17 protein-coding genes are annotated in these 25,634 nt (G+C 70.9%); 7 read left to right on the top strand and 10 right to left on the bottom strand.

Annotated features, from left to right (window positions below; genetic code table 11):
- Nucleotides 1–303 precede the first annotated feature (303 nt).
- Both ACZ4E1_RS34860 and ACZ4E1_RS34855 read left to right on the top strand, forming a co-directional pair.
- On the top strand, nt 304–1,161 hold the full coding sequence (locus ACZ4E1_RS34860) for a helix-turn-helix domain-containing protein (RefSeq protein ID WP_467547087.1): 858 nt from the start codon (nt 304–306) through the stop codon (nt 1,159–1,161).
- A gap of 236 nt (nt 1,162–1,397) precedes the next feature.
- On the top strand, nt 1,398–1,598 hold the full coding sequence (locus ACZ4E1_RS34855) for a DUF397 domain-containing protein (RefSeq protein WP_467547085.1): 201 nt from the start codon (nt 1,398–1,400) through the stop codon (nt 1,596–1,598).
- A gap of 139 nt (nt 1,599–1,737) precedes the next feature.
- On the opposite strand, the gene ACZ4E1_RS34850 is transcribed toward ACZ4E1_RS34855, so the two are convergent.
- The gene (locus tag ACZ4E1_RS34850) at nt 1,738–2,586 is read right to left on the bottom strand and encodes a hypothetical protein (RefSeq protein ID WP_467547083.1); all 849 of its coding nucleotides are present in this window, start codon (nt 2,584–2,586) and stop codon (nt 1,738–1,740) included.
- Nucleotides 2,587–2,710: 124 nt separating this feature from the next.
- On the opposite strand from ACZ4E1_RS34850, the gene ACZ4E1_RS34845 reads away from it, so the two are divergent.
- The 3 genes from ACZ4E1_RS34845 (at nt 2,711) to ACZ4E1_RS34835 (ending at nt 6,731) form a co-directional block, all read left to right on the top strand.
- Entirely contained in the window at nt 2,711–3,490 is a 780-nt protein-coding gene (locus tag ACZ4E1_RS34845) for an SDR family oxidoreductase (RefSeq protein WP_467547177.1), read from the top strand.
- Between the two features lie 358 nt (nt 3,491–3,848).
- Nucleotides 3,849–5,426: a sodium:solute symporter family protein gene (locus ACZ4E1_RS34840; RefSeq protein WP_467547081.1), complete on the top strand. Its 1,578-nt coding sequence runs from the start codon at nt 3,849–3,851 to the stop codon at nt 5,424–5,426.
- Nucleotides 5,427–5,615: 189 nt separating this feature from the next.
- Nucleotides 5,616–6,731: an ADP-ribosylglycohydrolase family protein gene (locus ACZ4E1_RS34835; RefSeq protein ID WP_467547079.1), complete on the top strand. Its 1,116-nt coding sequence runs from the start codon at nt 5,616–5,618 to the stop codon at nt 6,729–6,731.
- Between the two features lie 36 nt (nt 6,732–6,767).
- On the opposite strand, the gene ACZ4E1_RS34830 is transcribed toward ACZ4E1_RS34835, so the two are convergent.
- Together ACZ4E1_RS34830 and ACZ4E1_RS34825 are read right to left on the bottom strand one after the other, a co-directional pair.
- Nucleotides 6,768–9,356 (bottom strand): bifunctional FO biosynthesis protein CofGH, encoded by a 2,589-nt coding sequence (locus tag ACZ4E1_RS34830; RefSeq protein ID WP_467547077.1) that lies wholly within the window; start codon nt 9,354–9,356, stop codon nt 6,768–6,770.
- Nucleotides 9,357–9,415: 59 nt separating this feature from the next.
- A complete protein-coding gene (locus ACZ4E1_RS34825) occupies nt 9,416–10,270 on the bottom strand; it encodes an LLM class F420-dependent oxidoreductase (RefSeq protein WP_467547075.1) in 855 nt (284 codons plus the stop codon).
- Between the two features lie 153 nt (nt 10,271–10,423).
- On the opposite strand from ACZ4E1_RS34825, the gene ACZ4E1_RS34820 reads away from it, so the two are divergent.
- Nucleotides 10,424–11,935 carry a CehA/McbA family metallohydrolase gene (locus ACZ4E1_RS34820; RefSeq protein ID WP_467547073.1) on the top strand — a complete coding sequence of 504 codons (1,512 nt, stop codon included), beginning with the start codon at nt 10,424–10,426 and terminating at the stop codon, nt 11,933–11,935.
- Between the two features lie 377 nt (nt 11,936–12,312).
- Here ACZ4E1_RS34820 and ACZ4E1_RS34815 read toward each other — a convergent pair whose 3' ends face one another.
- The 7 genes from ACZ4E1_RS34815 to ACZ4E1_RS34785 form a co-directional block, all read right to left on the bottom strand.
- Nucleotides 12,313–13,878 carry an APC family permease gene (locus ACZ4E1_RS34815; protein WP_467547071.1) on the bottom strand — a complete coding sequence of 522 codons (1,566 nt, stop codon included), beginning with the start codon at nt 13,876–13,878 and terminating at the stop codon, nt 12,313–12,315.
- Between the two features lie 255 nt (nt 13,879–14,133).
- Complete coding sequence (locus tag ACZ4E1_RS34810) at nt 14,134–15,606, bottom strand: aldehyde dehydrogenase family protein (protein ID WP_467547069.1); 1,473 nt, start codon at nt 15,604–15,606, stop codon at nt 14,134–14,136.
- Entirely contained in the window at nt 15,603–17,342 is a 1,740-nt protein-coding gene (locus tag ACZ4E1_RS34805; RefSeq protein WP_467547067.1) for an N-acyl-D-amino-acid deacylase family protein, read from the bottom strand. Before ACZ4E1_RS34805 ends, ACZ4E1_RS34810 begins: the two co-directional genes overlap by 4 nt.
- Before the next feature lie 150 nt (nt 17,343–17,492).
- Nucleotides 17,493–18,617 carry an LLM class flavin-dependent oxidoreductase gene (locus tag ACZ4E1_RS34800; protein ID WP_467547065.1) on the bottom strand — a complete coding sequence of 375 codons (1,125 nt, stop codon included), beginning with the start codon at nt 18,615–18,617 and terminating at the stop codon, nt 17,493–17,495.
- Nucleotides 18,618–18,736: 119 nt separating this feature from the next.
- Complete coding sequence (locus ACZ4E1_RS34795; RefSeq protein WP_467547063.1) at nt 18,737–19,522, bottom strand: SDR family NAD(P)-dependent oxidoreductase; 786 nt, start codon at nt 19,520–19,522, stop codon at nt 18,737–18,739.
- Between the two features lie 31 nt (nt 19,523–19,553).
- Nucleotides 19,554–20,480, bottom strand: a complete 927-nt coding sequence (locus ACZ4E1_RS34790; protein WP_467547061.1) for a TIGR03619 family F420-dependent LLM class oxidoreductase — start codon at nt 20,478–20,480, stop codon at nt 19,554–19,556.
- Between the two features lie 461 nt (nt 20,481–20,941).
- Nucleotides 20,942–22,201, bottom strand: a complete 1,260-nt coding sequence (locus ACZ4E1_RS34785) for an amidohydrolase family protein (RefSeq protein ID WP_467547059.1) — start codon at nt 22,199–22,201, stop codon at nt 20,942–20,944.
- A gap of 215 nt (nt 22,202–22,416) precedes the next feature.
- On the opposite strand from ACZ4E1_RS34785, the gene afsR reads away from it, so the two are divergent.
- Nucleotides 22,417–25,443: an SARP-family global regulator AfsR gene (afsR, locus tag ACZ4E1_RS34780; protein WP_467547057.1), complete on the top strand. Its 3,027-nt coding sequence runs from the start codon at nt 22,417–22,419 to the stop codon at nt 25,441–25,443.
- Nucleotides 25,444–25,634: the final 191 nt, after the last annotated feature.

The following is a 25,634-nucleotide window of genomic DNA, read 5'->3' as shown; positions in this document are numbered from 1 at the left end:
TCACCACATGCACAACAGGCACCGCCGCACCGACGCACGACACATCCGCACACCAGCGCCGCACCTCAGTCCCCAGGACCGGTTCGGGAGCCGCTGTACCGCGCGGGGTGATGGACCGGCCGTCCGGACGACGACCCGGCCCATCGCCCCGCGCGTTCGCGTTCGCACCGCGTATCGCACGCCGGTCCGCCACATATCCGTCATTCCCCAGCGCCGGGACGGACCGAAGTGGCAATCTGCTGAGCAGCAGATACGCAAAGTATGCGGAACAACGAAATGCACGCAGCCGGAGGTGCACGTCCCGTGGCGTCCAACGTCAATCCCACCGTAAGGCGACGCCGACTGGGCCAGGAGCTGCGCCGGCTCCGTGAGCTCAAGGGCATGACCGCCGAAGAGGTCGCCGAGCGCCTGCTGGTGTCGCAGTCGAAGATCAGCCGCCTGGAGAACGGGCGGCGCAGCATCAGCCAGCGCGACGTGCGCGACCTGTGCGGGGTCTACGAGGTCGAGGACCACCGGATCGTGGACTCGCTGATGCAGATGGCCAAGGACTCGCGCCAGCAGGGCTGGTGGCACTCCTTCGGCGACATCCCGTACTCGGTCTACATCGGCCTGGAGACGGACGCGGCGAGCCTGCGCATCTACGACCCGCAGGTCGTGCCGGGCCTGCTGCAGACCCGCGGCTACGCGGAGGCGCTCATCAACGGCGCGCTTCCAGAAACGGTTTCCCAGGACATCGAGAAGCGCGTCCAGGTCCGCATGCGCCGCCAGGAGCGCATCCAGGCCCCGGAGAATCCGCTGCGTCTGTGGACGGTCCTCGACGAGGCCGCGCTGCGCCGCACCGTGGGCGGCAAGAACATCATGCGCGAGCAGCTGGAGCACCTGGTCGAGCAGTCGCAGCTGCCGCACGTCACGGTGCAGGTGATTCCGTTCGACATGGGGGCACACCCGGGGCTGAACGGCCAGTACGCGATTCTGGAGTTCCCGGACGCCGCGGATTCCAGCGTCGTCTACATCGAGGGCGTCACCAGTGATCTTTATCTGGAGAAGGCCAATGACGTGCAGAAATACAGCGTCATGTACGAGCATCTCCGGGCACAGGCGCTGAATGTGGATCAATCGCGACAGTTCATCTCCGACATCGCGAAGGAGTACGCGCGATAGCCGGTTCTTCCAAGACTTCGGGGCAAAGGCGCCGCACGGTACACCTTCGCCTCGGAGAAATGGAAGTCCCTCATGGAATATGCCATCCGGTCGGGTGAACGGCCACTTCACGCGGGTCAGTTGGCGAGTAGCGTCGATCACGCCATCAGGACAACTTCCTTGGCGAGAACCGCTCTGGACCTCCAGGCGGGGATGCAATTCGACCACTGTCTGAACCGTCTGAACCGGAGCAAAACATGGCAATCCAGCAGGGCGCCGCGGAATCCTGGATCAAGTCCTCGTATTCCACGGGGAACGGCGCGTGTGTCGAGGTCAAGTCACCGGTGGTGCACGCGATCGCGGTCCGGGACTCGAAGGTCACCGAAGGCCCCATGATCGGTTTCACGCCCGAGACCTGGAACGCGTTCGTGCACCAGGTGAGCACGGGGTCGTTCTGACCCGGAGGTGCAACGGCACGACCTCACATCTGCACCACTGTTGAAGCCCTCTCGACTGGCCCGCCGTCCTGGCCGAGGGGGCTTTGCCGTGTCTCCGGACCCCGTACCTCCGGACCCCGCGCCTGCGCCACGGCTCCCGTCAGCGCAGCTGGTCCACGTACCGGTCCGTCCCCGGCACCGTCGGCACGAACGGCGCCATGAGCTCGACCCGCGCCCCGAGCCCCGCCTGGGCCACCTCCTCGCCGAGCCCCGTGAAGTGCTCCTCCCAGCACGCACGCGGGTCCTGCTCCAGGAACCAGAGCAGGGTCAGTCGGGTGTCGACGCCCTCGACCTGCTTCACGTAGGTCATGCGGTCGCCCGGCAGCGGGGTGGGCCGGAAGAGCGTGACCATCGCGGCCGGTGATCCGGCGACGGCCCGCGGCAGGTGTGTGGAGCGGAGCCACTCGACGAGTTCGGCGCGCCGCTCGGGGCTCTCGACGTCGATGACCTCCACGACGAGGCCCGCGTAGGGGTGGTCGAGGGCGTGGAAGTCGCGGGGGCCCGCGGCTCCGTCCCGGTAGACGGTCGCCTCGTGGTCCTGGAACGCGGTGAAGACGTGGGTGCGGTCCTGGTAGACGCGGCCGTCGCGGTTGAGCCGCTTGTTGATGCCGACGGTCCACTTCATGTGGTCGGCGTAGCGGCCCTCGGTGATCCAGTACGTGGAGATGTAGCAGCCCGCGGTGACCGGTTCGGCGACGGCCGACTTCTCCGGGTAGCGCAGTTGCTGGAGGTCGCGGGTGGCGACCCAGCGGCGGCCGGAGTACATCCACGGCATGGCCATCGCGCCGGCGTAGTAGTGGTCGTCCTCGTACCAGCGGTTGTACGCGTACTCGTGTCCCGGGTGCGGCTCGACCATGGTGATCAGCGCGTGCCCCGGGCGCACCCCGTACGGGCCGACGGCCGCCAGTTCCGCATAGGTCTCGCTGTGGGTGTCCACGCCCTCGCTCATGCCGTTCCCCTTTTGCCGTGAGGGTTCCGTCCTGCGTCCGACGCCCCTACTCTGACGCTCCGTCAGATAGAGCGCCAGAGTCGGGAGGCAACCGATGACGACGGGATCCAGCGGACCGGGCGGCATGCTCGCGGGGAAGACCGTGATCGTGTCCGGGGTCGGGGCCGGGCTCGGCCACCAGGTCGCGGCGGCGGTGCTGCGCGACGGCGGCAACGCGGTGCTCGGCGCCCGTACGGAGGCGAATCTCGCCAAGGCGGCGGCCGAGCTCGACCCCGAGGGCGCCAGGACCGCGTACCGGTCGACGGACATCGGCGACGAGGCGCAGTGCGAGGCACTGGTGGCGCTGGCGCGCGAGCGGTTCGGCGGGGTGGACGCGGTGGTTCATGTCGCCGCCTGGGACAGCCACTTCGGGGGCCTGGAGGACGCCGACTTCGACACCTGGCGCCAGGTCGTCGACGTGAACCTGATCGGCACCCTGCGCATGACCCGGGCCTGCCTGCCCGCACTGAAGGAGCACGGCGGCTCGGTGGTCATCATCGGCACACAGTCCTCCGTGGCCGCCCCGACCCAGGTGCGCCAGGCGGCGTACGCGGCGTCCAAGGGCGCGCTGACGAGCGCGATGTACTCGCTGGCCCGGGAGCTGGGCCCGCACCGGATCCGGGTCAACACGGTGCTGCCGGGCTGGATGTGGGGGCCGCCGGTGCAGGCCTACGTGCAGTTCGCGGCGCAGACCGAGGGCGTGCCGGAGGAGGAGGTGCTCGGCCGGCTGACCGAGCGGATGGCGCTGCCGGAACTCGCCACGGACGGCGATGTGGCGGACGCGGCGGCGTTCCTCGCGTCCGACCGGTCCCGCGCCATCACCGGCCAGCAACTCCTGGTGAACGCGGGCGAACTCATGCGCTGACGACCGCCTCACCTTCAGATCTTCCGCGACCGCACGGGACCCGCATCCCGTGCGGTCGTTCGCGTTCGCGCGAAGAACCCACTGACACTGACGAAGTGCCCGCTCATGGTGTGGCCCGCGTCACGGACGGGACAACGCCCCGCAAGGTCATGAAAACGCAAAATCGTTCGCTTTACTGATCCCTGTTCACATCCATGACCGCCGGAAGCCTTGACCGGCCCCCGCGGCGGGCGGTTCAATCCCCCCACGTCCCCACTCCCGCAAGGGGGACGCCGCTGAAACGGACGCACCACGGACGCACTGACGAAGAGCCGACACGTTCGACACGTTCACAAGGCGGACCCCCTGGAGGGGAGACATGAACAGTCTCGACTGGGCCGTGCTCATCGGCTACTTCGGCGTGATGGTCGCGATCGGCGTCTGGTCCCACAAACGCGTGGACGACGTCTCGGACTTCTTCACGGCCGGCGGAAAGATGCCCTGGTGGCTGTCCGGCATCTCGCACCACATGTCCGGCTACAGCGCCGTCATGTTCACCGGCTACGCCGGCATCGCGTACACGTACGGCGTGACGTCCTTCGTCACCTGGTCCTTCCCCATCGCGCTCGGCATCGCCATCGGCTCCCGCCTGTTCGCACCCCGCATCAACCGGCTGCGCTCGCGTCTGCACGTCGCCTCGCCGCTCGAGTACCTCAAGAACCGCTACAACCTGCCCACCCAGCAGGCGCTCGCCTGGTCCGGCATGCTCCTGAAGATCGTCGACGTGGGCGCGAAGTGGGCGGCCATCGCCACGCTCCTGTCCGTCTTCACCGGCGTCTCCCTCAACCAGGGCATCCTCATCACCGGCGTCATCACCGCCGTCTACTGCACGATCGGCGGCCTGTGGGCGGACGCCCTCACCGAACTCGGCCAGTTCGTCATCCAACTGCTCGCCGGCGTCGCCATGTTCATCGCCGTTGTCAGCAAACTGGGCCCGCACGGCGGCTTCTTCGGCGTCTGGGACGAGCCCGCGCTCGCCGGTCACGGCAAGCCGCTGGTCGGCCAGTACGGCGCCGTGTTCCTGCTCGCGTTCCTCTTCATCAAGCTCTTCGAGTACAACGGCGGCATGCTCAACCAGGCCCAGCGCTACATGGCGACGGCCTCCCCCAAGGAAGCCGCCCGCTCCGCGCGCCTGTCCGCCGCGCTCTGGCTGGTCTGGCCCGTGGTCCTCTTCTTCCCCATGTGGATGTCGCCGCTCCTGGTGCACTCCCAGAAGCCCGACGGCTCCGACTCCTACGCCCTCATGACCGAGCAACTGCTGCCCCACGGCCTGCTCGGCCTGGTCGTCGTCGGCTTCTTCTCGCACACCATGGCCATGTGCTCTTCCGACGCCAACGCCATCGCCGCCGTCTTCACCCGTGACGTGGCCCCGGCGCTCTCCGCGAAGGCCCGCGCCTGGAACTCCCGGAAGGGCCTGATCGCGGCGCGCGTCACGACGGTCGTCTTCCTCGGCCTGTCCATGGCCGTCGCCACCCAGGTCAACTCCCCCACGTTCAAGGACATCATCACCGTCGTCATCAAGTGGGTGGCCGGACTGATGGGCCCCATCGCGATCCCGATGATGCTCGGCCTGCTCCGCACCTTCCGCCGCTCCGGTCCGACCGCGGCCCTCACCAGCTGGGGTCTCGGCCTGCTCGCCTTCTGGCTGGTCAACTACCCCATCAACTGGAGCGTCGAGGGCGGCGTCCCCCTGGAGTACCAGGTCTCGATCCCGCTGGCCGTCTCGCTCGTCCTCTACATCGTCATCGGCTACGTGAAACCGGAGGACACCCCCGAGCGCGACGCGATCATCGAACGCATCAACACCGACGACGACGGCCCCGGCACGGCGGGCGCCGCCACGATCCCGGCCCAGGCGGACGCGGCCGGAGCGGCGGACGGCGCCCCGCGCGGCTGACCGCACGGAACGCGCCATCCTCGTACACCTTCGCAAAGGGCGCACATACCGCCGAACCCCCGCAAGGGCTCCCGGGGCAGGACCGGGCCCACAGACATCAGCACGCAACTGTCACGCAAGCGAACGGAGGCGGTCGCGCTCGGTCGATTACAGTGCTGACATCCGTGGCCGAGGTCGAGGGGAGGGCCGATGGGCGCACCGCCCACCGCCGCGGCCGTGTGGGGCCGCGCCGAACAGCAGGACTTCCGCAGCCGGGTGCGAGGCGCCCTGCTCGGCGGGGCGCTCGGCGACACCCTCGGCGCGCCGCTCGACGAGTCGTCGGGCGGCGACACCGCGCCGGGCGACACGGTCGGCACCCAGCTCGTGCCCGCGTACGGGCGCGTCGGCGCGGTCACGGCCGCCACCCAGCTGTCCCTGTTCACCGTCGACGGGCTGATCCGCGCCCAGGTGCGGCGCGACGCCGGCGCCTGGCACCCGCCCACCGACGTGCACAAGGCCTATCTGCGCTGGGCCGCCACCCAGCGCGACTGGGGCCCCGACGAGCGGCGCAAGGAGGACGGCTGGCTGGCCCGCGAGGAGTGGCTGTACTCCCGGCGCGGCGCCGCCCAGTCCCTGCTGCTCGGGCTCGGCAACGACGTCATGGGCACCCTGGACCGGCCCAAGAACCCGGAGGACGCCGGGCCCGAGGCGGTGGCCCGCTCGGCGCCGTTCGGGCTGCTCGTCGGCTGGGAGCCGCAGCTCGTCATCCAGCTCGCCGTCGAGTGCGCCGTCCACACGCACGGCGCGCCCGAGGCGTACCTCGCGGCGGGCGCGCACGCCGTGATCGTGCACGCCGTGGCGCGCGGCGACTCGCTCGACGCGGCGGTGCAGCGGGCCCTCGCCCTGCTCGCGGCCCGGCCCGGCCACCAGCCGGTCACGGACGCGCTCCAGCACGCCCTCGGCGCCGTCCGGCAGGGCCTGCCGACGGGAGCCCGCGTCATGGAACTGGTCGACGACGGCAACGCCGCGGGGGTCCTCGCCGCCGCCGTCTACTGCGCACTGGTCGGCGAGGACGTCCGGCACGGGCTGCGGCTCGCCGTGCACCACGGCGGCCCATCCGCTCAGGTCGGCGCCGTGTGCGGGGCGCTGCTCGGGGCGCTGCACGGCGAGACGGCGCTGCCGCCGGCCTGGATCATCGAGCTGGAGGGCCGGCCCACGATCCTGGAGCTGGCCGACGACTTCTCCATGGAGATGACCCAGGGCCCCGCCCTGCACGGGCCCTCGGGCTCCTCCCCCGGCTGGCTGGCTCGGTACCCGCGGGCCTGAGCAAAGCTTTCTCCGGGACGCCGGCCCGCCCCCGGGTCAGTCCTCCAGAACCGGCAGCAGCTCCGGCAGATGCCCGTCCGACGCGGCGGCCGCCCGCACCCGCTCCTCAGGGACCTCCCCGTACAGCGTCGTGCGCGGCTTCGCCGGGCGGCCCGCCGCCGAGGCGACCGCGACGAGGTCCTCGACCGACTTGTACGAGCCGTACGAGGACCCGGCCATCCGCGAGATCGTCTCCTCCATCAGCGTCCCGCCCAGGTCGTTCGCCCCGGAGCGGAGCATCTCGGCGGCGCCCTCCGTGCCGAGCTTGACCCAGCTGGTCTGGATGTTGGGGATGTGCGGGTGCAGCAGGATCCGGGCCATGGCGGTGACCGCGCGGTTGTCGCGGGTGGTCGGGCCGGGGCGCGCGATGCCGGCCAGGTAGACCGGCGCGTTCGTGTGGATGAACGGCAGCGTCACGAACTCCGTGAAGCCGCCCGTCTCCTGTTGGATGGAGGCCAGGGTCCGCAGGTGCCCGAGCCAGTGGCGGGGCTGGTCCACATGCCCGTACATCATCGTGGAGCTGGACCGGATGCCCAGCTCGTGGGCCGTCTTGACGACCTCGATCCAGGTGGCCGTCGGCAGCTTGCCCTTGGTGAGGACCCAGCGGACCTCGTCGTCGAGGATCTCGGCGGCCGTGCCCGGGATCGAGTCCAGGCCCGCCTCCTTCGCGGCGGTCAGCCACTCACGGATCGACAGGCCCGTGCGGGTCGCGCCGTTGACGACCTCCATCGGCGAGAACGCGTGCACGTGCATGCCCGGCACCCGCTCCTTGACCGCCTTCGCGATGTCGAAGTACGCGGTGCCGGGCAGGTCCGGGTGGATGCCGCCCTGCATGCAGACCTCGACCGCGCCGACGTCCCACGCCTGCTGCGCCCGGTCGGCGACCTGGTCGAGGGAGAGCGTGTACGCGTCGGCGTCGGTGCGGCGCTGGGCGAAGGCGCAGAAGCGGCAGCCGGTGTAGCAGACGTTCGTGAAGTTGATGTTCCGCGTGACGATGTACGTGACGTCGTCGCCGACGACCGACTTGCGGATGTCGTCGGCGATGCCGCACAGGGCGTCGAGCGCGGGCCCGTCCGCGTGCAGCAGCGCGAGCGCCTCGTCGTCGGTGAGCCGCGTCGGGTCGTCGGCGGCCTGCTTCAGGGCGGCGCGCACGTCGGCGTCGATGCGGGACGGGACCATGCCGGGCGCCGCCTGCTCGCGCAGCGCCTCCCAGTCCCCGTACACCTCGTCGAAGTCGTCCCGGCGGTCGGCGGTGCGGCCCTCGGTGTCGATGGTGCGGTGCAGGTCGGTACGGCCGCTCGCCGCGACGTACCCCTCGTCCGGCTCCTGCCACGGCCGGCCCACGACGGGCGCGTCCGCGACCGCGAGCCCCGTCTGCGGGTCGGCGAGCGCGCGGACGTGCGGCAGCAGCCGCGGGTCCAGCCACGGTTCGCCGCGCGTCACGAACTCCGGGTACACACAGAGCCGTTCGCGCAGCTCGAAGCCGGCCTCCCGGGACTGCGCGGCGAGTTCCTCCAGGCGCGGCCACGGCTTCTCGGGGTTCACGTGGTCGATGGTCACCGGGGAGACGCCGCCCCAGTCGTCGATGCCGGCCGCGATCAGCCGCGTGTACTCGCCGTCGACGAGGTTCGGCGGGGCCTGGAGGTTGCCGGACGGGCCCATGATGTGGCGGGCGACGGCCACGGTGGCGACCAGGTCGTCGAGTTCGGCGTCCGGCATGCCGCGCATCGCCGTGTCCGGCTTGGCGCGGAAGTTCTGGATGATCAGTTCCTGGACGCCGTGGTACGAGCGGGCGACGCGGCGCAGCGCGAACAGCGACTCGGCGCGCTCCTCGTACGTCTCCCCGATCCCGATGAGCAGCCCACTGGTGAACGGCACCGACGAACGCCCCGCGTCCTCCAACACCCGCAACCGCACGGCCGGTTCCTTGTCCGGGGAGCCGTAGTGCGGCATGCCGGGCTCGGACCAGAGCCGCTCGGCGGTCGTCTCCAGCATCATGCCCATGCTCGGCGCGACGGGCTTGAGCCGCTGGAAGTCGGTCCAGGACAGGACCCCGGGGTTGAGGTGCGGGAGCAGGCCCGTCTCCTCCAGGATCCGGATGGATATCGCGCGGACGTACGCGATGGTGTCGTCATAGCCGTGCGCGTCGAGCCACTCGCGCGCCTCGGGCCAGCGGTCCTCCGGCTTGTCGCCGAGGGTGATCAGGGCTTCCTTGCAGCCGAGTGCGGCGCCCTTGCGCGCGACGTCGAGGACCTCGTCCGGGGACATGAACATCCCGTGCCCGTCCCGGCGCAGCTTGCCCGGGACGGTGACGAACGTGCAGTAGTGGCACTTGTCCCGGCACAGCCGGGTCAGCGGAATGAACACGCTCTTCGAGTACGTGATGACGCCCGGCCGGCCCGCGGCCTCCAGGCCCGCGTCGCGCACCCGGGCGGCGGACGCCGTGAGGTCGTCCAGGTCCGCGCCGCGCGCCTGAAGGAGCACGGCGGCCTCCGTGACGTCCAGCGCGACCCCGTCCCTGGCCCTTCTCAGCGCGCGACGCATGGCGTTGGCGGTGGGCACGCTCGGCGAAGACTGATCACTCATGGGCCGAGCATACGAGCGAGCAGGTAAGTGTTCGATAGTGCGTCGGGGCGCGAAAGGCCCTAGGCGGCCGGCCGCACGTACTCCTGGTAGGCGTCGAGCCTGCGCAGCACGGTCGCCTCGTCGCCGGGCGGCAGTTGCAGCACGACCTCCTCGACGCCCTGTTCCGCGTAGTGCGCGAGCTTGCCCGGGTTGGGATGCACCGCGTACGGCACGATCTGGAGGGCCGCCGGGTCGCGGCCCGCGTCCTGCCAGCGGGCCCGCAGTTCGGGCAGCGTCCGGCTCAGGCCGCCGCCCCCGAGCGGCATCCAGCCGTCCGCGTACGCGCAGATGTGCTCGTAGAGCTTGGGACCGGCCGCGCCGCCGACCAGGGTGCGGGGTGCGCCGCCCCGCACCGGCTTGGGGTGGGCGTGGCTGGCGCGTACTGCGCCGGTGAACTCCCCCGCGTACGCGGTCGGTTCTCCGGCCCACAGGGCCCGCATCAGGCCCATCCGGTCCCGGACCAGTTCGCGCCGCGTCGCCCACTCCACGCCGTGGTCGGCGGCCTCCTCCTTGTTCCAGCCGAAGCCGACGCCGAGCGTGAGGCGGCCGCCGCTGAGGTGGTCGAGGGTGGCGGCCTGCTTGGCGAGGTCGATCGGGTCGTGCTGGGCGACGAGCGTGATGCCGGTGCCGAGCGTGATCCGTTCGGTGACGGCGGCGGCCTGGGCGAGGGCGACGAACGGGTCGAAGGTGCGGGTGTACTCGCGGGGCAGTTCGTCGTCGGGGCCCCCGCCCGGGTACGGGCTCGTGCGCTCGACCGGGATGTGGGTGTGTTCGGGCACGTAGAGCCCGGCGAAGCCGCGCTGTTCGAGCTCACGGGCGAGGCGCACGGGCGTGATGGTCTCGTCGGTCAGGAAGATCGTGGTCGAGATCCGCATGCGGCATTCCTAACGCCGGGCCCGCGCGGAGTCCAGCAGCCGTCGCCGGGACTTGTCCGGCAATTACCTTCCCTTGCCGGGAAGTTCACGGCTCAATGCCAGGGTCGCACCCGTCACCCCCGACTCACCGTCGACCCCTTGGGGAGCCGCCCTATGTGCACCGACGACAGCCGCCACGGACCGGGCAGACGGGCGTTGCTCGTGACCGGGGCCGCCACCGCCCTTACCCTCGGCACCATGAGCTTCGCCAGCGCCGCCGAGGGCTCGCAGAGTACGCAGACGCTCACGGGCACGCTGCCGCCGGGCGCCCCCGACTTCGTCTACCTGCCCGTGGAAGTGCCGCCCGGGACCCGCGAGATCCGCGTCGCGTACACGTACACGAAGGCGACGGTCCCGGCCGGCACGCAGAACAACGCCCTGGACATCGGGCTCTTCGACGAGCGCGGCACGGAGCTGGGCGGGGAGGGGTTCCGCGGCTGGTCGGGCGGGGCCCGCACGGAGTTCTTCGTACGGGCCGACGACGCGACGCCGGGCTATGTCCCCGGTCCGGTCCGCGCGGGCACCTGGCACATCGCGCTCGGCCCGTACACCGTCGCGCCCGACGGGCTGCCGTACACGGTGACGGTGACCCTGACCCACGGCGAACAGGGCCGCACCCCGCGCCCCACGTACCCGCCGGAGCGGGCGCGCGGGCGGGGCCGCGCCTGGTACCGGGGCGACTGCCACCTCCACTCCTGGCACTCGGACGGGCGACGCACCCCGGCGGAGATCGGCGCCCTGGCCCGCGCGGCCGGGCTCGACTTCATCAACACCTCGGACCACAACACGCACACCTCGCACGCGCACTGGGCGGACGTGGCGGGCGACGACCTGCTGGTGATGCTCGGCGAGGAGATCACGACCCGCAACGGTCACGTCGTCGCCCTCGGCACCGACCCCGGCACCTTCGTCGACTGGCGCTACCGGGCCCGCGACAACCGTTTCGGCCACTACGCGGACCGGATCCGCCGCGCGGGCGGCCTCGTCGTCCCCGCGCACCCGCACGCGACGTGCATCGGCTGCGCCTGGAAGTTCGGCCTGAACGACGCGGACGCGGTCGAGGTCTGGAACGGGCCCTACACCCCCGACGACGAGGTCTCCCTGGCCGACTGGGACAACACCCTGGTCGCCTACGCCCGCCGGGGCTCCGCGCGCTGGCTCCCCGCGATGGGCAACAGCGACGCCCACCGCGACCCCGACCGGATCGGCGGCCCCCAGACGGTGGTCCTGGCCGACGACCTGACCCGCACGGCGATCCAGGAGGGCCTGCGCGCGGGCCGCTCGTACGTCGCCGAGTCCAAGGACGTGTCCCTGACCTTCACGGCGACGGGCGGCAAGGGCGAGTCGGCGGGCATCGGCGAACGCCTCCGGGTCCCGGCGGACACCCCCGTCACGGTGACCCTGGAGGCGAAGGGCGCCCCCGGCTGCACCCTCCACCTCGTGACGGACCAGGGCACCCTGTACACCTCGGCCCCCCTGCCCGCCTCCGGCGAGGGCTCGGCGACCTGGCACACGACCCCGTCCTACGCGGCCTACGTACGGGCCGAACTCCGCCACACCCCCGCGATCCCAGGCCTCCCGGGCCCCCTGGCAGCCTTCACGAACCCGGTGTTCCTGGGAGCCTGACCCCAATCCCGGCCGCGCCCCTGAGGCGCACGAAGTGCGCATCTCAGGGGCGCGGGGAACTGCGCGACCAGCCACGACGGCGCGGCAGTCGGGAACGAGCCTCGGCCCCTACGGCGCGTGGCCGATCCCCGGCTAAGGCGTCACCGCCGTAGGGGCTGAGCATCATCGCCGCGTGCGCCACCGTCGTGGTTGCTCGCGCAGTTCCCCGCGCCCCTGGAGATCTCCATCGGGCGGTCACCCATCGGGGAAATGCGACGCGAAGCGTCTGCATTTCAGGGGCGCGGGGAACTGCGCGACCAGCCCCCACCGGCCCGCAGCCGGTGACGGGACCAGCAGGCCCCGCCCTGCGAGACAGACCCGAGCCCGCTCAGGGCGGACTACTCCGAAACCACCAGCACCGGCGTCTGCCGGTTCAGGATTTCGCCGCGGAAGAAGGCCGGGCTCCGGCGCCCCATGACCAGCATGATGACGACCCCGACGAGCAGCAGGCCGACGCCGATCACGAAGACGGAGCCGACGCCGAGGACCGAGGAGCCGCTGCCGTACGCCGGGTTCCACATGTCTACGAGGGTCTTGACGAAGACGGCCGTCAGGAGGACGCCGCCGAGGAGCGGGAACAGTCCCTTGAAGGCGAGGTCGCGGAAGGACCCGGTGAGCTCGCGCCGGAAGTACCAGGCGCAGGCGAACGCGGTCAGCGCGTAGTAGAAGCAGATCATGAGCCCGAGCGCGTAGATCGTGTCGACGAGGACGTGCTCGGAGACCAGCGTCATGACGGTGTAGAAGACGGCGGTGGCGACGCCCGCGGTGACGGTGGCGCGGCCGGGCGTCTTGAAGCGCGGGTGGACCCGGGCGTAGGACGCCGGGAGTGCCTCGTACGTGGACATGGCGAGGACCGTGCGCGCGACCGGGATGAAGGTCGTCTGGAGGCTGGCCGCCGCCGAGGCGAGCACGGCGAGGAAGAGCAGGATGCCGAGGGCGGGCCCCATGACGGGCCCGGCGAGCGCGGCGAAGACGTTGTCGGAGGTGTCGGGGTTGGCGAGCCCGAGCCCCTTGCCGCCGGAGCCGACGATCATCTGGGCGGCGATGCCGGTGGCGAGGTAGGAGCCGACGAGGACGACCATCGCGATGAGCGCGGCGCGCCCGGGCGTCTTCTCGCTGCCGATGGTCTCCTCGTTGGCGGTGAGACAGGTGTCCCAGCCCCAGTACATGAAGATCGACAGGGAGAGCCCGGCGGTGAACGCGCCGAAGGACTGCACGGCGAACGGGTTCATCCAGGACCAGGAGAAGTCCGCCGAGGTCGGGAAGCCGGCGGAGCCGGCCTGGGAGATCGCCATGACGACGAAGACGGCGAGGACGACGAGCTGGAGTCCGACCAGCGTGTACTGGACGCCCTTGGTGGCGGTCATCCCGCGGTAGCTGATCGCGGTCGCGGCGGCGATCAGCGTGAGGCACGTGACGATGTGGACAGCTTTGTTGCCGTCGAGCGCGGCGATGGAGTCGTTGTTGGTGATCTCGCCGGCGAGGAGCCAGAAGTACGAGGTGGCGACGCCGGCCAGGTTCGACAGGACGATGATCGTCGCGATGACGAGGCCCCAGCCGCACATCCAGCCGACGCGCGGTCCGAACGCCTTCACGGTCCAGGTGAAGGAGGTGCCGCAGTCCGGCATGACCTTGTTGAGCTCGCGGTACGCGAAGGCGACGAGCAGCATCGGCAGGAAGCCCGCGAGGAAGACGGCGGGCATCTGGAGCCCGACCTCGCCGGCGGTGGAGCCCAGCGTCGAGGTGAGGCAGTAGACGGGCGCGACGGTGGAGACGCCGATCACGGCGCTGCCGAGGAGTCCTACGGAGTTCCCGCCGAGGCCCTTGCCCCCACCGGCGGCGGCCGCGGCCGCGGGGGTGTCTGCGGCCCGCGACGTCGAGGGCCCTGCGTCCAACTGAGTCATGAACAGGACGTTAAATCCTGCGATTTCCACATTTGAGCCGTTTGCTCCCCATTGACCTTCATGGGAATCAATGGCTCACGCAGCCTAATGCATTCACTCGCATAACCATGACCATGCGAACGCCATCGGATCAAAGGCGAACCCGGCCGCGCGCCCGAGTTCGGGAATCGCAGCCGGGTCCGTTTTGCCCGTTCGAAAAATTTCCGTGCGAACTACATCACTCCCCGCGGGAGCCCGACTCACCCGACACCCGACTCACCCGGGCCAGACGATCGACTGCAGCTCGCTGTACGCGTGCAGCGCGTACGAGCCGACGTCCCGCCCGACCCCGCTCTTCTTGAAGCCGCCGAACGGCGCCTCCATGTTCCGGGCGATCGTGTTCACGCCGACCCCGCCGGCCCGCAGCCGCCGCGCGACCCGGAACGCCTTCGCGACGTCGCCGGACCACACGTAGTCGATGAGCCCGTAGTCGCTGTCGTCCGCGAGCGCCACCGCCTCGTCCTCGTCGCCGTCGAACGGCACGACCGCCACGACCGGGCCGAAGATCTCCTCCCGGACGACCCGCATGTCGTTGGTGCAGTCCGCGAGCAGCGTCGGCGCGACGTAGAACCCGGTGCCGAGCCCGTCACCGTCGGGCCGCTCACCGCCCGCGACGACCGTGGCGCCCTCCTTGCGGCCGAGCTCCACGTACGACTCGACGCGGTCGCGGTGCGCGGCGGAGATGACGGGCCCGACGACCGTGCCCTTCACCCGCGGGTCGCCGACCTTCATGAAGCCGATGTAGCCGCGCAGCTTCTCCACGAACGCGTCGTACACCGACCGGTGCACGAGCGCCCGGGTCGGGGCCGTGCAGATCTGCCCGCTGTAGAAGGCGTACGTGGTGCCGATCCCGGCGACGGCCGCGTCCAGGTCCACGTCGCCGAAGACGATGGCCGCGCCCTTGCCGCCCAGCTCCATCAGCTGCCGCTTCATGGACCGGCCGCACACCTCGCCGATCGCCTGCCCGACGGCGGTGGAGCCGGTGAAGCTGACCATGTCGACCTCGGGCGCCTCGACGGCGGCCTGCCCGACCTCGGCGGCGGACCCGCTGACGACATTGACGACGCCCGGCGGCACCCCGGCCTCCTCCAGGGCCGCCGCCATCCGGAACACGGACAGCGGGTCCTGCGGGGCCGGCTTCACGACGACGGTGTTGCCCATGGCGAGCGCGGGCGCGACCTTGCCCGCCGGGTTCGCCCACGGGTTGTTGTACGAGGTGATGCAGGTGACGACGCCGACCGGCCGACGCAGGGCGAGCGCCCCCACGACGCCCGCCTTGCCCATCGGCCCCGCCTCGTTGATCTGCGGCGGCAGCCCCTGCTCGACCGGCTCCAGGGCCCCCTTGGCGTAGCGCCGGAACCGGGCCACGCCGACCGCGACCTGCATGCCCCGCGCGGTCGCGGAGGTGGCCCCGCTCTCGGCCTGGGCCAGTTCGGCGTTCGCGGCGAAGTCGCGCTGCATGAGGTCGGCGGCGCGGTCGAGGATCGCGGCGCGCTCCTCGGGCCGGGTCCGCGACCACGGCCCGAAGGCGTCCGCGGCGGCCCGCGCCGCGTCCCGCACCTGCTCCTTCGACGCCTCCGGCGCGGGCCCGACGACCTGCTCGCTCGCCGGGTCGATCACGTCGTAGTGCCCGCCGCCCGGCTCGACCCACTCGCCGCCGACGAACAATCTGCCTTCCGTGTAAGTCACTTGGTGCTCACCGTCCGTGTGTCCTGTCCGGAGCGCAGCACCTTGCCGGGCACGGCGCCGCTCACCACGTCGTCACGTATGGCCTCGACGCCGTTGACCCACACGGCGTTGATGCCGAGGGCCTTGGAGTCCAGGCGGGGGCTGTCGCCGGGCAGGTCGTGTACCAGGGTGGCCTTGCCCGCGTCGATGGCCTCCGGGTCGAAGAGGACGAGGTCGGCGTGCCAGCCCTCCTGGATCCGCCCGCGCTCGCGCAGCCCGAACAGCTGGGCCGGGTCGTCGGTCAGCATCTTCACGGCCTGCTCCAGCCCGACGAGCTTGCGCCCGCGCAGACAGTCCCCGAGGAAGCGGGTCGTGTACGGGGCGCCGCACATCCGGTCCAGGTGGGCACCGGCATCCGACCCGCCGAGCATGACGTCCTCGTGCTGCCAGGTCTCGGCGCGCAGCGCCCAGGAGTCCGGGTCGTTGTCGGTCGGCATCGGCCACAGGACCGTACGGAGCCGGTCGGCCGCGCAGATCTCGACGAGGCACTCGAAGGGCTCCTGGCCGCGCTCGGCGGCGATGTCCTTCACGACCCGCCCGGTGAGGCCCTCGTTGGCCTCGGAGTACGTGTCCCCGATGACGTACCGCCCGAAGTGCGCGAGCCGCCGGAAGACGCCGGCCTCCTTGCTGTCGGCGCGGCGCAGCATCTCGGCGCGCACGTCGGGGTCGCGGAGCTTGGCGATCCGCTCGTCGACCGGGAGCCCGAGGATCTCGCCCCAGCCGGGTATGAGGTTCAGTGCGCAGAAGGTGCCGAGCGACATGTTCATCGGCGTGAGGATCGGCATGGTCAGGGCGACGATCCGGCCGCCCGCCTTCCGGGCCCGTTCGCTCGGCACGAGCTGGCGGGGTACGCGCTCGGGGACGGCGGCGTCGATGGTGAGCACGTTCCAGTTGAGCGGCCGGCCGGCCGCCGCGCTCATCTCGACGAAGAGATCGATCTCGTCGTCGTCGAACTGGTCGAGGCACCCGGCGACGATCGCCTCCAGCTGCGTCCCCTCGTGCTCACCGACGGCCCCGCTGAGCGCGAGCAGTTCGGCGGGCAGCGCGTGCCGCGAGGCGACGGGCGCGCCGTCACCGTCGGAGTGCGTGGACGACTGCGTGGTGGAGAGCCCCCAGGCCCCGGCGTCCATGGCCTGATGGAACAGCTCCAGCATCTGCTCCATCTGTTCCGCGCTGGGCTGGCCGCCCACCGCGTCGGCCCCCATCACGTAGCGGCGCAGCGCGCAGTGCCCGACCATGAACCCGGCGTTGACGGCGATCCGCCCGTCGAGCGCGTCGAGGTACTCCCCGAACGAGTTCCAGGTCCACGGCGCGCCCTCCTCCAGGGCGACCAGGGACATGCCCTCGACCTTGGACATCATGCGCCGCGTGTAGTCGGCGTCCTCGGGCCGCGCGGGGTTCAGCGGGGCGAGCGTGAACCCGCAGTTGCCGCCCGCGACCGTGGTCACCCCGTGGTTGAGGGAGGGCGTGGCGTACGGGTCCCAGAACAGCTGCGCGTCGTAGTGGGTGTGCGGGTCGACGAACCCCGGCGCGAGCACGAGCCCCGAGGCGTCCTCGCTGCGCCTGGCCTCCTCGGTGACCTGCCCCGGCTCGGCGATGACGGCGATCCGTCCGTCACGGATGCCGACGTCGGCGACGTAGGCGGGCGCACCGGTGCCGTCGACGACGGTGGCCCCCTTGATGAGGTGATCGAGCATGCCTGTGCTCCCAGATGTCATCGGTACTGGACGACGTCCCCCTGTCACGGGGCTCCGCCCCGGACCCCGCTCCTCAAACGCCGGAGGGGCTGAATGTGCAGGCCCCGGCCTTCCTGTCCGGGAGGAGGAAGGCCGGGGCAGCTCAGCGGATCAGGCCCCGGACTGATTCCGGAACCGCGTAGTCCGGTGCACCGGATCCGTGTCGATCTTCGGAATGACGTGCTCACCGATGAGCTTGATCGAGTTCAGCGTGTCCTCGTGCGAGATCCCGATGGGCAACCCGAACGACAGCTGGTCCGCACCCGCCTGCTCCCACCGCTTGCACTGCTGGAGCACCTCGTCCGGGTCACCGCAGATCATGAGCTCCTCGGCGATGAGGAGTTCGATGATCTCCCGGTTGTACTCGGGCAGCACCTCCGGCCACTCGGGGATGCCCTCGGGCCGCGGGAAGGTGTCGTGGTAGCGGAAGACCAGCGACTGGAGGTAGTTGAGCCCGCCGTTGACGGCGATGTCGACGGCCTTGTCGTGGGTCTCGGCGCAGATCGCGGTCGAGGTCACCATGACGTTGTCGTTGACGAAGTCACCGATCGGCTCGGCGTCCTGGATGGCGGTCTTGTACTGCTCCAGGACCCACTCCATGTCGGAGACCTTCTGCACGCTGAAGCCGAGGACGCCGAGGCCCTTCTTGGCCGCCATCGCGTACGAGGCCGGGGACCCGGCGGCGTACCACATGCCGGGGTGCGACTTCCCGTGCGGCTTGGGGAAGATCTTGCGCGGCGGGAGCGACCAGTGCTTGCCCTGGAACCCGACGTACTCGTCCTGGAGCCACATCTTCGGGAACTCGGCGATGGTCTCTTCCCAGATCTCCTTGGTGTAGTTCATGTCCGTCACACCGGGGAAGAAGCCGAGGATCTCGTGCGAGCCGGCGCCGCGCCCGCTGCCGAACTCGAACCGCCCCTCGCTGAGGTGGTCCATCATGGCCACCTTCTCGGCGACCTTCACGGGGTGGTTGACCTGGGCCAGCGGGTTGAAGATGCCGGACCCGAGGTGGATGCGCTCGGTCGCGTGCGCCAGGTACCCGAGAAACACGTCGTTCGCCGAGAGGTGCGAGTACTCCTCCAGGAAGTGGTGCTCGGACGCCCAGGCGTACTTGAAGCCGGACTTGTCAGCCTGGATGACGTACTCGGTCTCGTTCATGAGCGCGCGGTGCTCGGCGGTCGGGTCAGTCAGCGCCTGCTTGCCCACGTATCCCTGTACAAAGAGCCCGAATTCCAAGGAGGTTCACCGTCCTCGTCAGTTTCTGACGAACCGTCAGATTGGATGCCATGACTGTTCCACCGGAGCCTGGGGCCGTCAATACCTGACGCAACGTCAGCTACGGCACCGAGGCGCCCTCACAGGACGCTGACGCCCGCCAGCCAGCCGCCGTCGATCACGAACGGCTGCCCGGTGATGTACGCCGAGTCCTCCTCGGCCGTGAGGAAGAGCGCGAGCCGCGCGACCTCCTCGGGCTTGCCGACCCGGCCGAGCGGCACGAGCTTGCGGTACAGCTCGTCGAGCGCCTCGGCGGCCTCCTCCGTGTTCGCGGTGGGGTCGAGCTGCGACGGGTTGCTCATGGCGGTGTCGATCGCGCCGGGGCACACGGCGTTGACCCGGATCTTCTTCGCGGCCAGCTCCAGCGCGGCCACCCGCGTGAGCCCCACGATGGCGTGCTTGGTGGCGGTGTACGCGCCGACGTACGCCATGCCTGTCACACCCGTGTAGGAGGCGGTGTTGACGATGGTCCCGCCGCCCGCGGCCTCGATGACCGGCGCGACGGTCTTGATCCCCAGAAAAGCGCCCACCTGATTGACGTTCACGATCTGCTGGAACTCGTCCAGCGGGGTGGACGTCAGCTCGTTGAAGCGCAGGATGCCGGCGTTGTTGACCAGCCCGTCGACCTTGCCGAAGGCGCCGGTGGCGGCCTCCACGGCGGCCTGCCACTCCTCCTCGCGGCTCACGTCGAGATGGACGTAGACCGCGCCGCTCCCGATGTCCTTGGCGACGGCCTCGCCCTGGTCGTCGAGCACGTCGGCGATGACGACCTTCGCGCCCTCGGCGGCGAACAGCCGGGCCTCCTTCTCGCCCTGTCCGCGGGCCGCGCCGGTGATGAGTACGACGCGCCCGTCAAGCTTTCCCATGGTCGATCTCCTTCGCTCGGGCCCTGCTGGGTCAGTTGAGGTGCGGGGCGACCTCGGCGGCGAACGCCGCGATCTGGTCGACGAGCTCGTCGCTGCCGCGGCTGCGGAAGCGGACCTGGATCTGGTCGACGCCCATCGCGGCGTACGCGCGCAGCGACTCGGCGAGCGCGTCCGGGGCGCCGGACAGCGTGCGGCGCCCGACGGCCCACGCGGGCTCGCCCACATAGAGGGGTTCGGCGATGGCGCCGACGGTCAGCGGGGCCTCGATCCCGGCCTCCGCGCGCAGCCGGCGCAGCGTGGCGATCTTCTCGGGCAGCTGGTCGCGCGGGTCGCCCTGCGGCAGCCAGCCGTCCCCCTTGAGCGCGGCCCGCCGCACGGCCGGCACGGAGGACCCGCCGACCCAGACCGGCACCCGGCGCTGCGCGGGCCGTGGCCGCTGACCTAGCCCCTCGAACGCGAACAGCTCCCCCTTGTGCTCCGGGAACTCCTCGGGCCCCAGCGCCGCCTTCAGCGCGTCCACGGTCTCGTCGAGCACGGCCCCGCGCCGCGCGAAGTCCACCCCGAGCGCCTCGAACTCCTCCTGCACGTGCCCGGCCCCGACCCCGAGCACGAGCCGCCCGCCGCTGAGGTGGTCGAGGGTGGCGTACTGCTTGGCGGAGACGAGCGGATGCCGCAGCCCCACGATGGCCACGTGACTGAGCAGCCGCACCCGCTCGGTGGCGGCGGCCAGATAGGCGAGCGTCGCGACGGGGTCGTACCAGGTGGTCGACATCGCGTCGGCGAGCCGGTGCGGGATGGCGACGTGATCGCAGCACGCGACGTAGTCGAACCCGCCGGCCTCGGCGGCCCGGGCGACGGCGACAAGTTCGTCCACCCCCGCCGCCGCCTCCCACGATTCGGCGTACATGGTGCTCTGGGACTGGATCGGGAGCTGTATCCCGTACACGAGTGGCGCCATGAGTACCTACCCCTGACCGTAGCGACCGCGATCTGACGAACCGTCACATCGTGATACCTGACGCGTCGTCAGACAAGGGTCCGGGCAACACCGCGCCCCTGAACGCCGTCCGAAGGGCGGCATTCAGGGGCGCGGGGCTGTATTCGATCTGCGACCACGCGGGCGCGACCCCTGGGGCGCACGAAGTGCGCCTTCAGGGGCGCGGGGAACTGCGCGAGCAACCACGACGGCGCAGCAGTCGGCACCCCTCGGCACCCGCAACGGCGCACCGCCGGGGCGCACGAAGTGCGCATCTCAGGGGCGCGGGGCTGTGCATATCTGCGGCTCCGCCGCGGGGGCGCGACAAGCCCCGCACCCCTGGGGCGCACGAAGTGCGCCTTCAGGGGCGCGGGGAACTGCGCGAGCAACCACGACGGCGCAGCAGTCGGCAACCCCTCAGCAACCCCCAACGGCGCGGAGCCCTACGGCACCCAAAGCCCCTCCGGACTCAGCCCCAACAGATCAATCGCGTTACCCCGCACGATCCGCTCGACAACCCCCGCCTCCAGATGCCCCATCTGCGCCTCCCCGACCTCCTTCGACTTCGGCCAGGTCGAGTCGGAGTGCGGATAGTCCGTCTCGTAGAGCACGTTCTCCAGCCCGATCGCATCGAGGTTCTTCAACCCGAACGCGTCATCGAAGAAGCACCCGAAGACATGCTCGGCGAAGTACTCGCTGGGCCGCTTGCGGACCTTGTCCGCGACCCCGCCCCACCCCCGGTTCTCCTCCCACACCACATCCGCCCGTTCGAGGATGTACGGGATCCACCCGATCTGCCCCTCGGCGTACATGATCTTGAGGTTCGGGAAGCGCTCGAACTTGCCGCTCATCAGCCAGTCGACCATCGAGAAGCAGCAGTTGGCGAAGGTGATGGTGGAGCCGACGGCCGGCGGCGCGTCCGGCGAGGTGGACGGCATCTTGCTGCTGGACCCGATGTGCATGGCGATGACGGTCCCGGTCTCGTCGCACGCGGCGAGGAACGGATCCCACGCGTCACCGTGGATCGACGGCAGCCCGAGGTGCGGCGGAATCTCGGAGAACGCGACGGCCCGCACCCCGCGAGCGGCATTGCGCCGCACCTCCGCGGCGGCCAGCTCCGCGTCCCACAGCGGCACGAGCGTGAGCGGGATGAGCCGCCCGCGAGCGTCGGGCCCGCACCACTCCTCGACCATCCAGTCGTTGTACGCCCGCACCCCGAGCAGCCCGAGCTCCCGGTCGGAGGCCTCCGTGAACGTCTGCCCGCAGAAGCGCGGGAAGGTGGGGAAGCACAGGGCGGACTGCACGTGGTTGACGTCCATGTCCGCGAGCCGCTCGGGCACGCTGAACGACCCCGGCCGCATCTGCTCGTACGTGATGACCTCGAGCTTGATCTCGTCGCGGTCGTAGCCGACGGCCGTGTCGAGCCGGGTCAGCGGGCGGTGCAGGTCCTCGTAGACCCACCAGTCACCGATGGGCCCGTCGTCCCCGGGCGCGCCCATGACCGGCGCGAACTTGCCGCCCAGGAAGGTCATCTCCTTGAGCGGCGCGCGGACGATACGGGGTCCGACGTCGGCGTACTTCTTCGGAAGCCGGTCGGACCAGACGGTCGGCGGCTCCACCGTGTGGTCGTCGACGGAGATGATGAGCGGGAAGTCGGTGGGTATCCGGTCGTTCTGGGCGATTGCGCTCTCCGAGGTCTCCATGGGCTCACGGTAGCGCCGATCTGACGATCCGTCAGCTATCGATTCGGGGCGCACATGCGTGAGATGTCTGTGGTGACTGCCGTCCACGGCTGACGTAACGGTCATGAACAAGGCAAACTGGCGGGGTCGTCCCCGACACGCGCTTCGGCGCGCCGACTGGACGACGCGAACGGCAGATGTAACGGGGTTGGCGCGGCGGCAGGGGGTCGGCGACGATGGACGGTGTACCGCGGGTTCCGGAGCAGCGACGGTCCGGCACACCCGGTGACACCTCGTGGCCCGAGACGGAGGAAGCGTTGGAGCCGGAGCCCGGCGCCGGCGCACCGGACGTTCCGGAGCCGCTCCGCTTCAGCGTGCTCGGACCCGTGCGCGCCTGGCGCGGCGGCGAGCCGCTCGCCACCGGTTCCCCGCAGCAGCGCGCGCTCCTGGCCGCGCTCCTGCTCCGCGAGGGCCGCACCGCCACCGCCGGCGAACTCATCGACGCCGTCTGGGGCGACGAGTCCCCGCAGCAGGCCCTCGCCGCGCTCCGTACGTACGCCTCCCGACTGCGCAAGATCCTCGACCCCGGCGTCCTGGTCAGCGAGTCCGGCGGCTACGCGATCCGCTCCCTCAGCGGCGACGCGCTCGACCTCACCGCCGCCGAGTCCCTGTGGACCGACGCGGAGAAGGCCCGGCACGCGGGCGACCTCTGCCAGGCCCGCGCCCTGCTCAGCAAGGCGCTGGGCCTGTGGGACGGCGAGCCCCTCGCCAACGTCCCCGGACCGTACGCCGAGACCCAGCGCACCCGCCTGGAGGAGTGGCGCCTCCAACTCCTCGAAGCCCGCCTCGACATGGACCTCGAACAGGGCTGCCACGCCGAGGCCGTCTCCGAACTGACGGCCCTCACGGCCGCCCACCCTCTCCGCGAGCGCCTCCGCGAACTCCTCATGCTCGCCCTGTACCGCTCCGGGCGGCAGGCCGAGGCCCTCGCCGTCTACGCGGACACGCGCCGCCTCCTCGCCGACGAACTCGGCGTCGACCCCCGCCCCGGCCTGGCCGAACTCCAGCAGCGCATCCTCAACGCGGACCCGTCCCTCGCCGAGCCCTCCGCCCCCGCGGCGGAACCGGCGGCGACCCCGGTCCGCCCGGCCCAGCTCCCGGCGACCGTCCCCGACTTCACCGGCCGCGCCTCGTTCGTCGACGAACTCAGCGAAGTCCTGTCCTCCGCCCACTCCGAGACGGGCACAGGCTCCGTCATGGCAGTCTCGGCGGTCGCGGGCATCGGCGGCGTGGGCAAGACGACCCTCGCCGTGCACGTGGCCCACGCCTCGCGCGCCGCGTTCCCCGACGGCCAGCTCTACGTGGACCTTCAGGGCGCCGGTGCCCGCGCGGCCGAGCCGGAGACGGTCCTCGGCTCGTTCCTGCGCGCCCTCGGCACGGCGGACTCGGCGATCCCGGACTCCCTGGAGGAACGCGCGGCCCTCTACCGCTCGACGCTGGACGGCCGCCGCGTCCTGGTCCTGCTGGACAACGCCCGCGACGCCGCACAGGTACGTCCTCTGCTCCCCGGCACGGAGGGCTGCGCCGCCCTGATCACGGGCCGGGTCCGCATGGTCGACCTGGCCGGAGCCCACCTCGTCGACCTGGACGTCATGTCCCCCGACGAGGCGCTGCTCCTCTTCACCCGCATCGTCGGCGAGGAGCGCGTCGCCTCCGAGCGCGAGGCGGCCCTCGACGTCGTCGCCGCCTGCGGCTTCCTCCCCCTCGCCATCCGCATCGCGGCCTCCCGCCTGGCGGCCCGCCGCACCTGGACGGTCTCCGTCCTCGCGGCGAAGCTCGCGGACGAGCGCCGCCGCCTGGACGAACTCCAGGCCGGCGACCTCGCGGTCAAGGCCACCTTCGAACTCGGCTACGGCCAGTTGGAGCCGGCCCAGGCCCGAGCCTTCCGCCTCCTTGGCCTGGCCGACGGCCCCGACATCTCGCTGGCGGCGGCGGCAGCGGCCCTGAACCTGGACCAGGACGAGACCGAGGATCTCCTGGAGTCCCTGGTGGACACGTCCCTCCTGGAGTCCGCGGCGCCCGGCCGCTACCGCTACCACGACCTGGTCCGCCTCTACGCGCGTGCCTGCGCGGAGCGGGACGAACTCCCACCGGAGGAAAGGGAGGCGGCCATGTCCCGTCTCCTGGACTTCTATCTGGCGACGGCGGCGGGGGTGTACGCGATCGAGCGGCCCGGGGATCGCCTCGTCGATCACCTGGAGCCGACCAGCAGGGCTGGGCTGCGTTTCAGTGACCGACATGCGGCTCAGGACTGGCTCTACGCGGAAGCCATCACTCTGCTCGCCTGCGTCCAGCAATGCGCAGAGGGCCCGAACCGGCGCCGGGCCGTTGATCTGCTCTGGGCCGCAAAGGACCTGGTCGAGTCCGGCGCCAACTCGAAGCAGTACGAGATCGCCGCGCAGTCTCTGCTCACCGCCGCGGAGCAGGACGACGACCCCCTCGTCCAGAGCCGCGCCCTGACCACCCTCACCAATGTCCATCTCGTCGCGGGTCGCTTCGCAGAGGCCGACGAGAAAGCCAGCCGGGCCATGGATCTCGCACAGCTCGTCGGGGACCACGCTCCCCGCTGCTGGTCCGCGAACGACCGCGGCATCATCGCGCTGTACCAGGGCCGGAACGTGGACGGGGAGGCCTACCTGCAACAGGCCATCGAGGACTTTCGGGCCGACCGCAACCTGGCGGGCGAAGCCAGCGCCCTGTGCAACCTGTCGCGCATCCGGCTCGCCATGGGCAACGTCGGCAGCGCGGTCGAGTTGGCCGAGCAAGGGATCGCCATCTACGACGAGTTGGGTCACACGCTGCGGGGCGCCAACGGGCGCTACGCCCTGGGGCTCGCTCTCACCGGCCAAGGCCGGGTGAAGGACGCCACAGAACGGCTCTCGGAAGCGCTCGATGTCTTCCGTGACAGCCGCCAGCGCCTCTGGGAAGGCATGACCCTCTTCCGGCTGGCCGAGGCCGACCTGGCTGCCCACAAGCCGGCACGTGCTGCCGCGCTCGCCGAGCAGGCACTCGCCGTCCTGCGTGGCATCGGCGGCGAATGGCGGCGAGGTAACGTGCTCTCCGTACTCGGCAAGGCGCTCGCCCGCGTGAACCAGCCAGGCCGCGCACAGGCGTGCTGGCAGGAAGCCCTCTCCATCTACGTGGAGTTGGGGTCCCCCGAAGCTGAGTCCGTGCGAGCGATGCTCACCCCGAGCGCGGCCTAGGCCCGCCCACTGCGGGCGCGTTCATCGTTCGTTTATCGCGGCCCGGCACTCTCGTACATGTCGATCCGTCGCGTCGGGGGGCAGACGGGTCAGTGGTGAAATCGCGCCACTAGGGTGAGCAGCCCTGATATCCCGCCCGGCGACCCACGGGGGAGTCGCCGGGCGGGTCTCGTCCACAGACCACAGGAGTT

This window comes from Streptomyces sp. NPDC025806 (assembly GCF_055558275.1).
The sequence above is the reverse complement of the archived record's forward strand: the minus strand, read 5'-3'. Positions and strand labels throughout refer to the sequence as shown.

Excerpts from the sequence above, each read along its gene's own strand:
- ACZ4E1_RS34855 (WP_467547085.1), top strand. The coding sequence starts at position 1,398 with ATGGCAATCCAGCAGGGCGCCGCGGAATCCTGGATCAAGTCCTCGTAT.
- ACZ4E1_RS34850 (WP_467547083.1), bottom strand. The coding sequence starts at position 2,586 with ATGAGCGAGGGCGTGGACACCCACAGCGAGACCTATGCGGAACTGGCG.
- ACZ4E1_RS34845 (WP_467547177.1), top strand. The coding sequence starts at position 2,711 with ATGCTCGCGGGGAAGACCGTGATCGTGTCCGGGGTCGGGGCCGGGCTC.
- ACZ4E1_RS34840 (WP_467547081.1), top strand. The coding sequence starts at position 3,849 with ATGAACAGTCTCGACTGGGCCGTGCTCATCGGCTACTTCGGCGTGATG.
- ACZ4E1_RS34835 (WP_467547079.1), top strand. The coding sequence starts at position 5,616 with ATGGGCGCACCGCCCACCGCCGCGGCCGTGTGGGGCCGCGCCGAACAG.
- ACZ4E1_RS34830 (WP_467547077.1), bottom strand. The coding sequence starts at position 9,356 with ATGAGTGATCAGTCTTCGCCGAGCGTGCCCACCGCCAACGCCATGCGT.
- ACZ4E1_RS34825 (WP_467547075.1), bottom strand. The coding sequence starts at position 10,270 with ATGCGGATCTCGACCACGATCTTCCTGACCGACGAGACCATCACGCCC.
- ACZ4E1_RS34820 (WP_467547073.1), top strand. The coding sequence starts at position 10,424 with ATGTGCACCGACGACAGCCGCCACGGACCGGGCAGACGGGCGTTGCTC.
- ACZ4E1_RS34815 (WP_467547071.1), bottom strand. The coding sequence starts at position 13,878 with ATGACTCAGTTGGACGCAGGGCCCTCGACGTCGCGGGCCGCAGACACC.
- ACZ4E1_RS34805 (WP_467547067.1), bottom strand. The coding sequence starts at position 17,342 with ATGCTCGATCACCTCATCAAGGGGGCCACCGTCGTCGACGGCACCGGT.
- ACZ4E1_RS34795 (WP_467547063.1), bottom strand. The coding sequence starts at position 19,522 with ATGGGAAAGCTTGACGGGCGCGTCGTACTCATCACCGGCGCGGCCCGC.
- ACZ4E1_RS34790 (WP_467547061.1), bottom strand. The coding sequence starts at position 20,480 with ATGGCGCCACTCGTGTACGGGATACAGCTCCCGATCCAGTCCCAGAGC.
- ACZ4E1_RS34785 (WP_467547059.1), bottom strand. The coding sequence starts at position 22,201 with ATGGAGACCTCGGAGAGCGCAATCGCCCAGAACGACCGGATACCCACC.
- afsR (WP_467547057.1), top strand. The coding sequence starts at position 22,417 with ATGGACGGTGTACCGCGGGTTCCGGAGCAGCGACGGTCCGGCACACCC.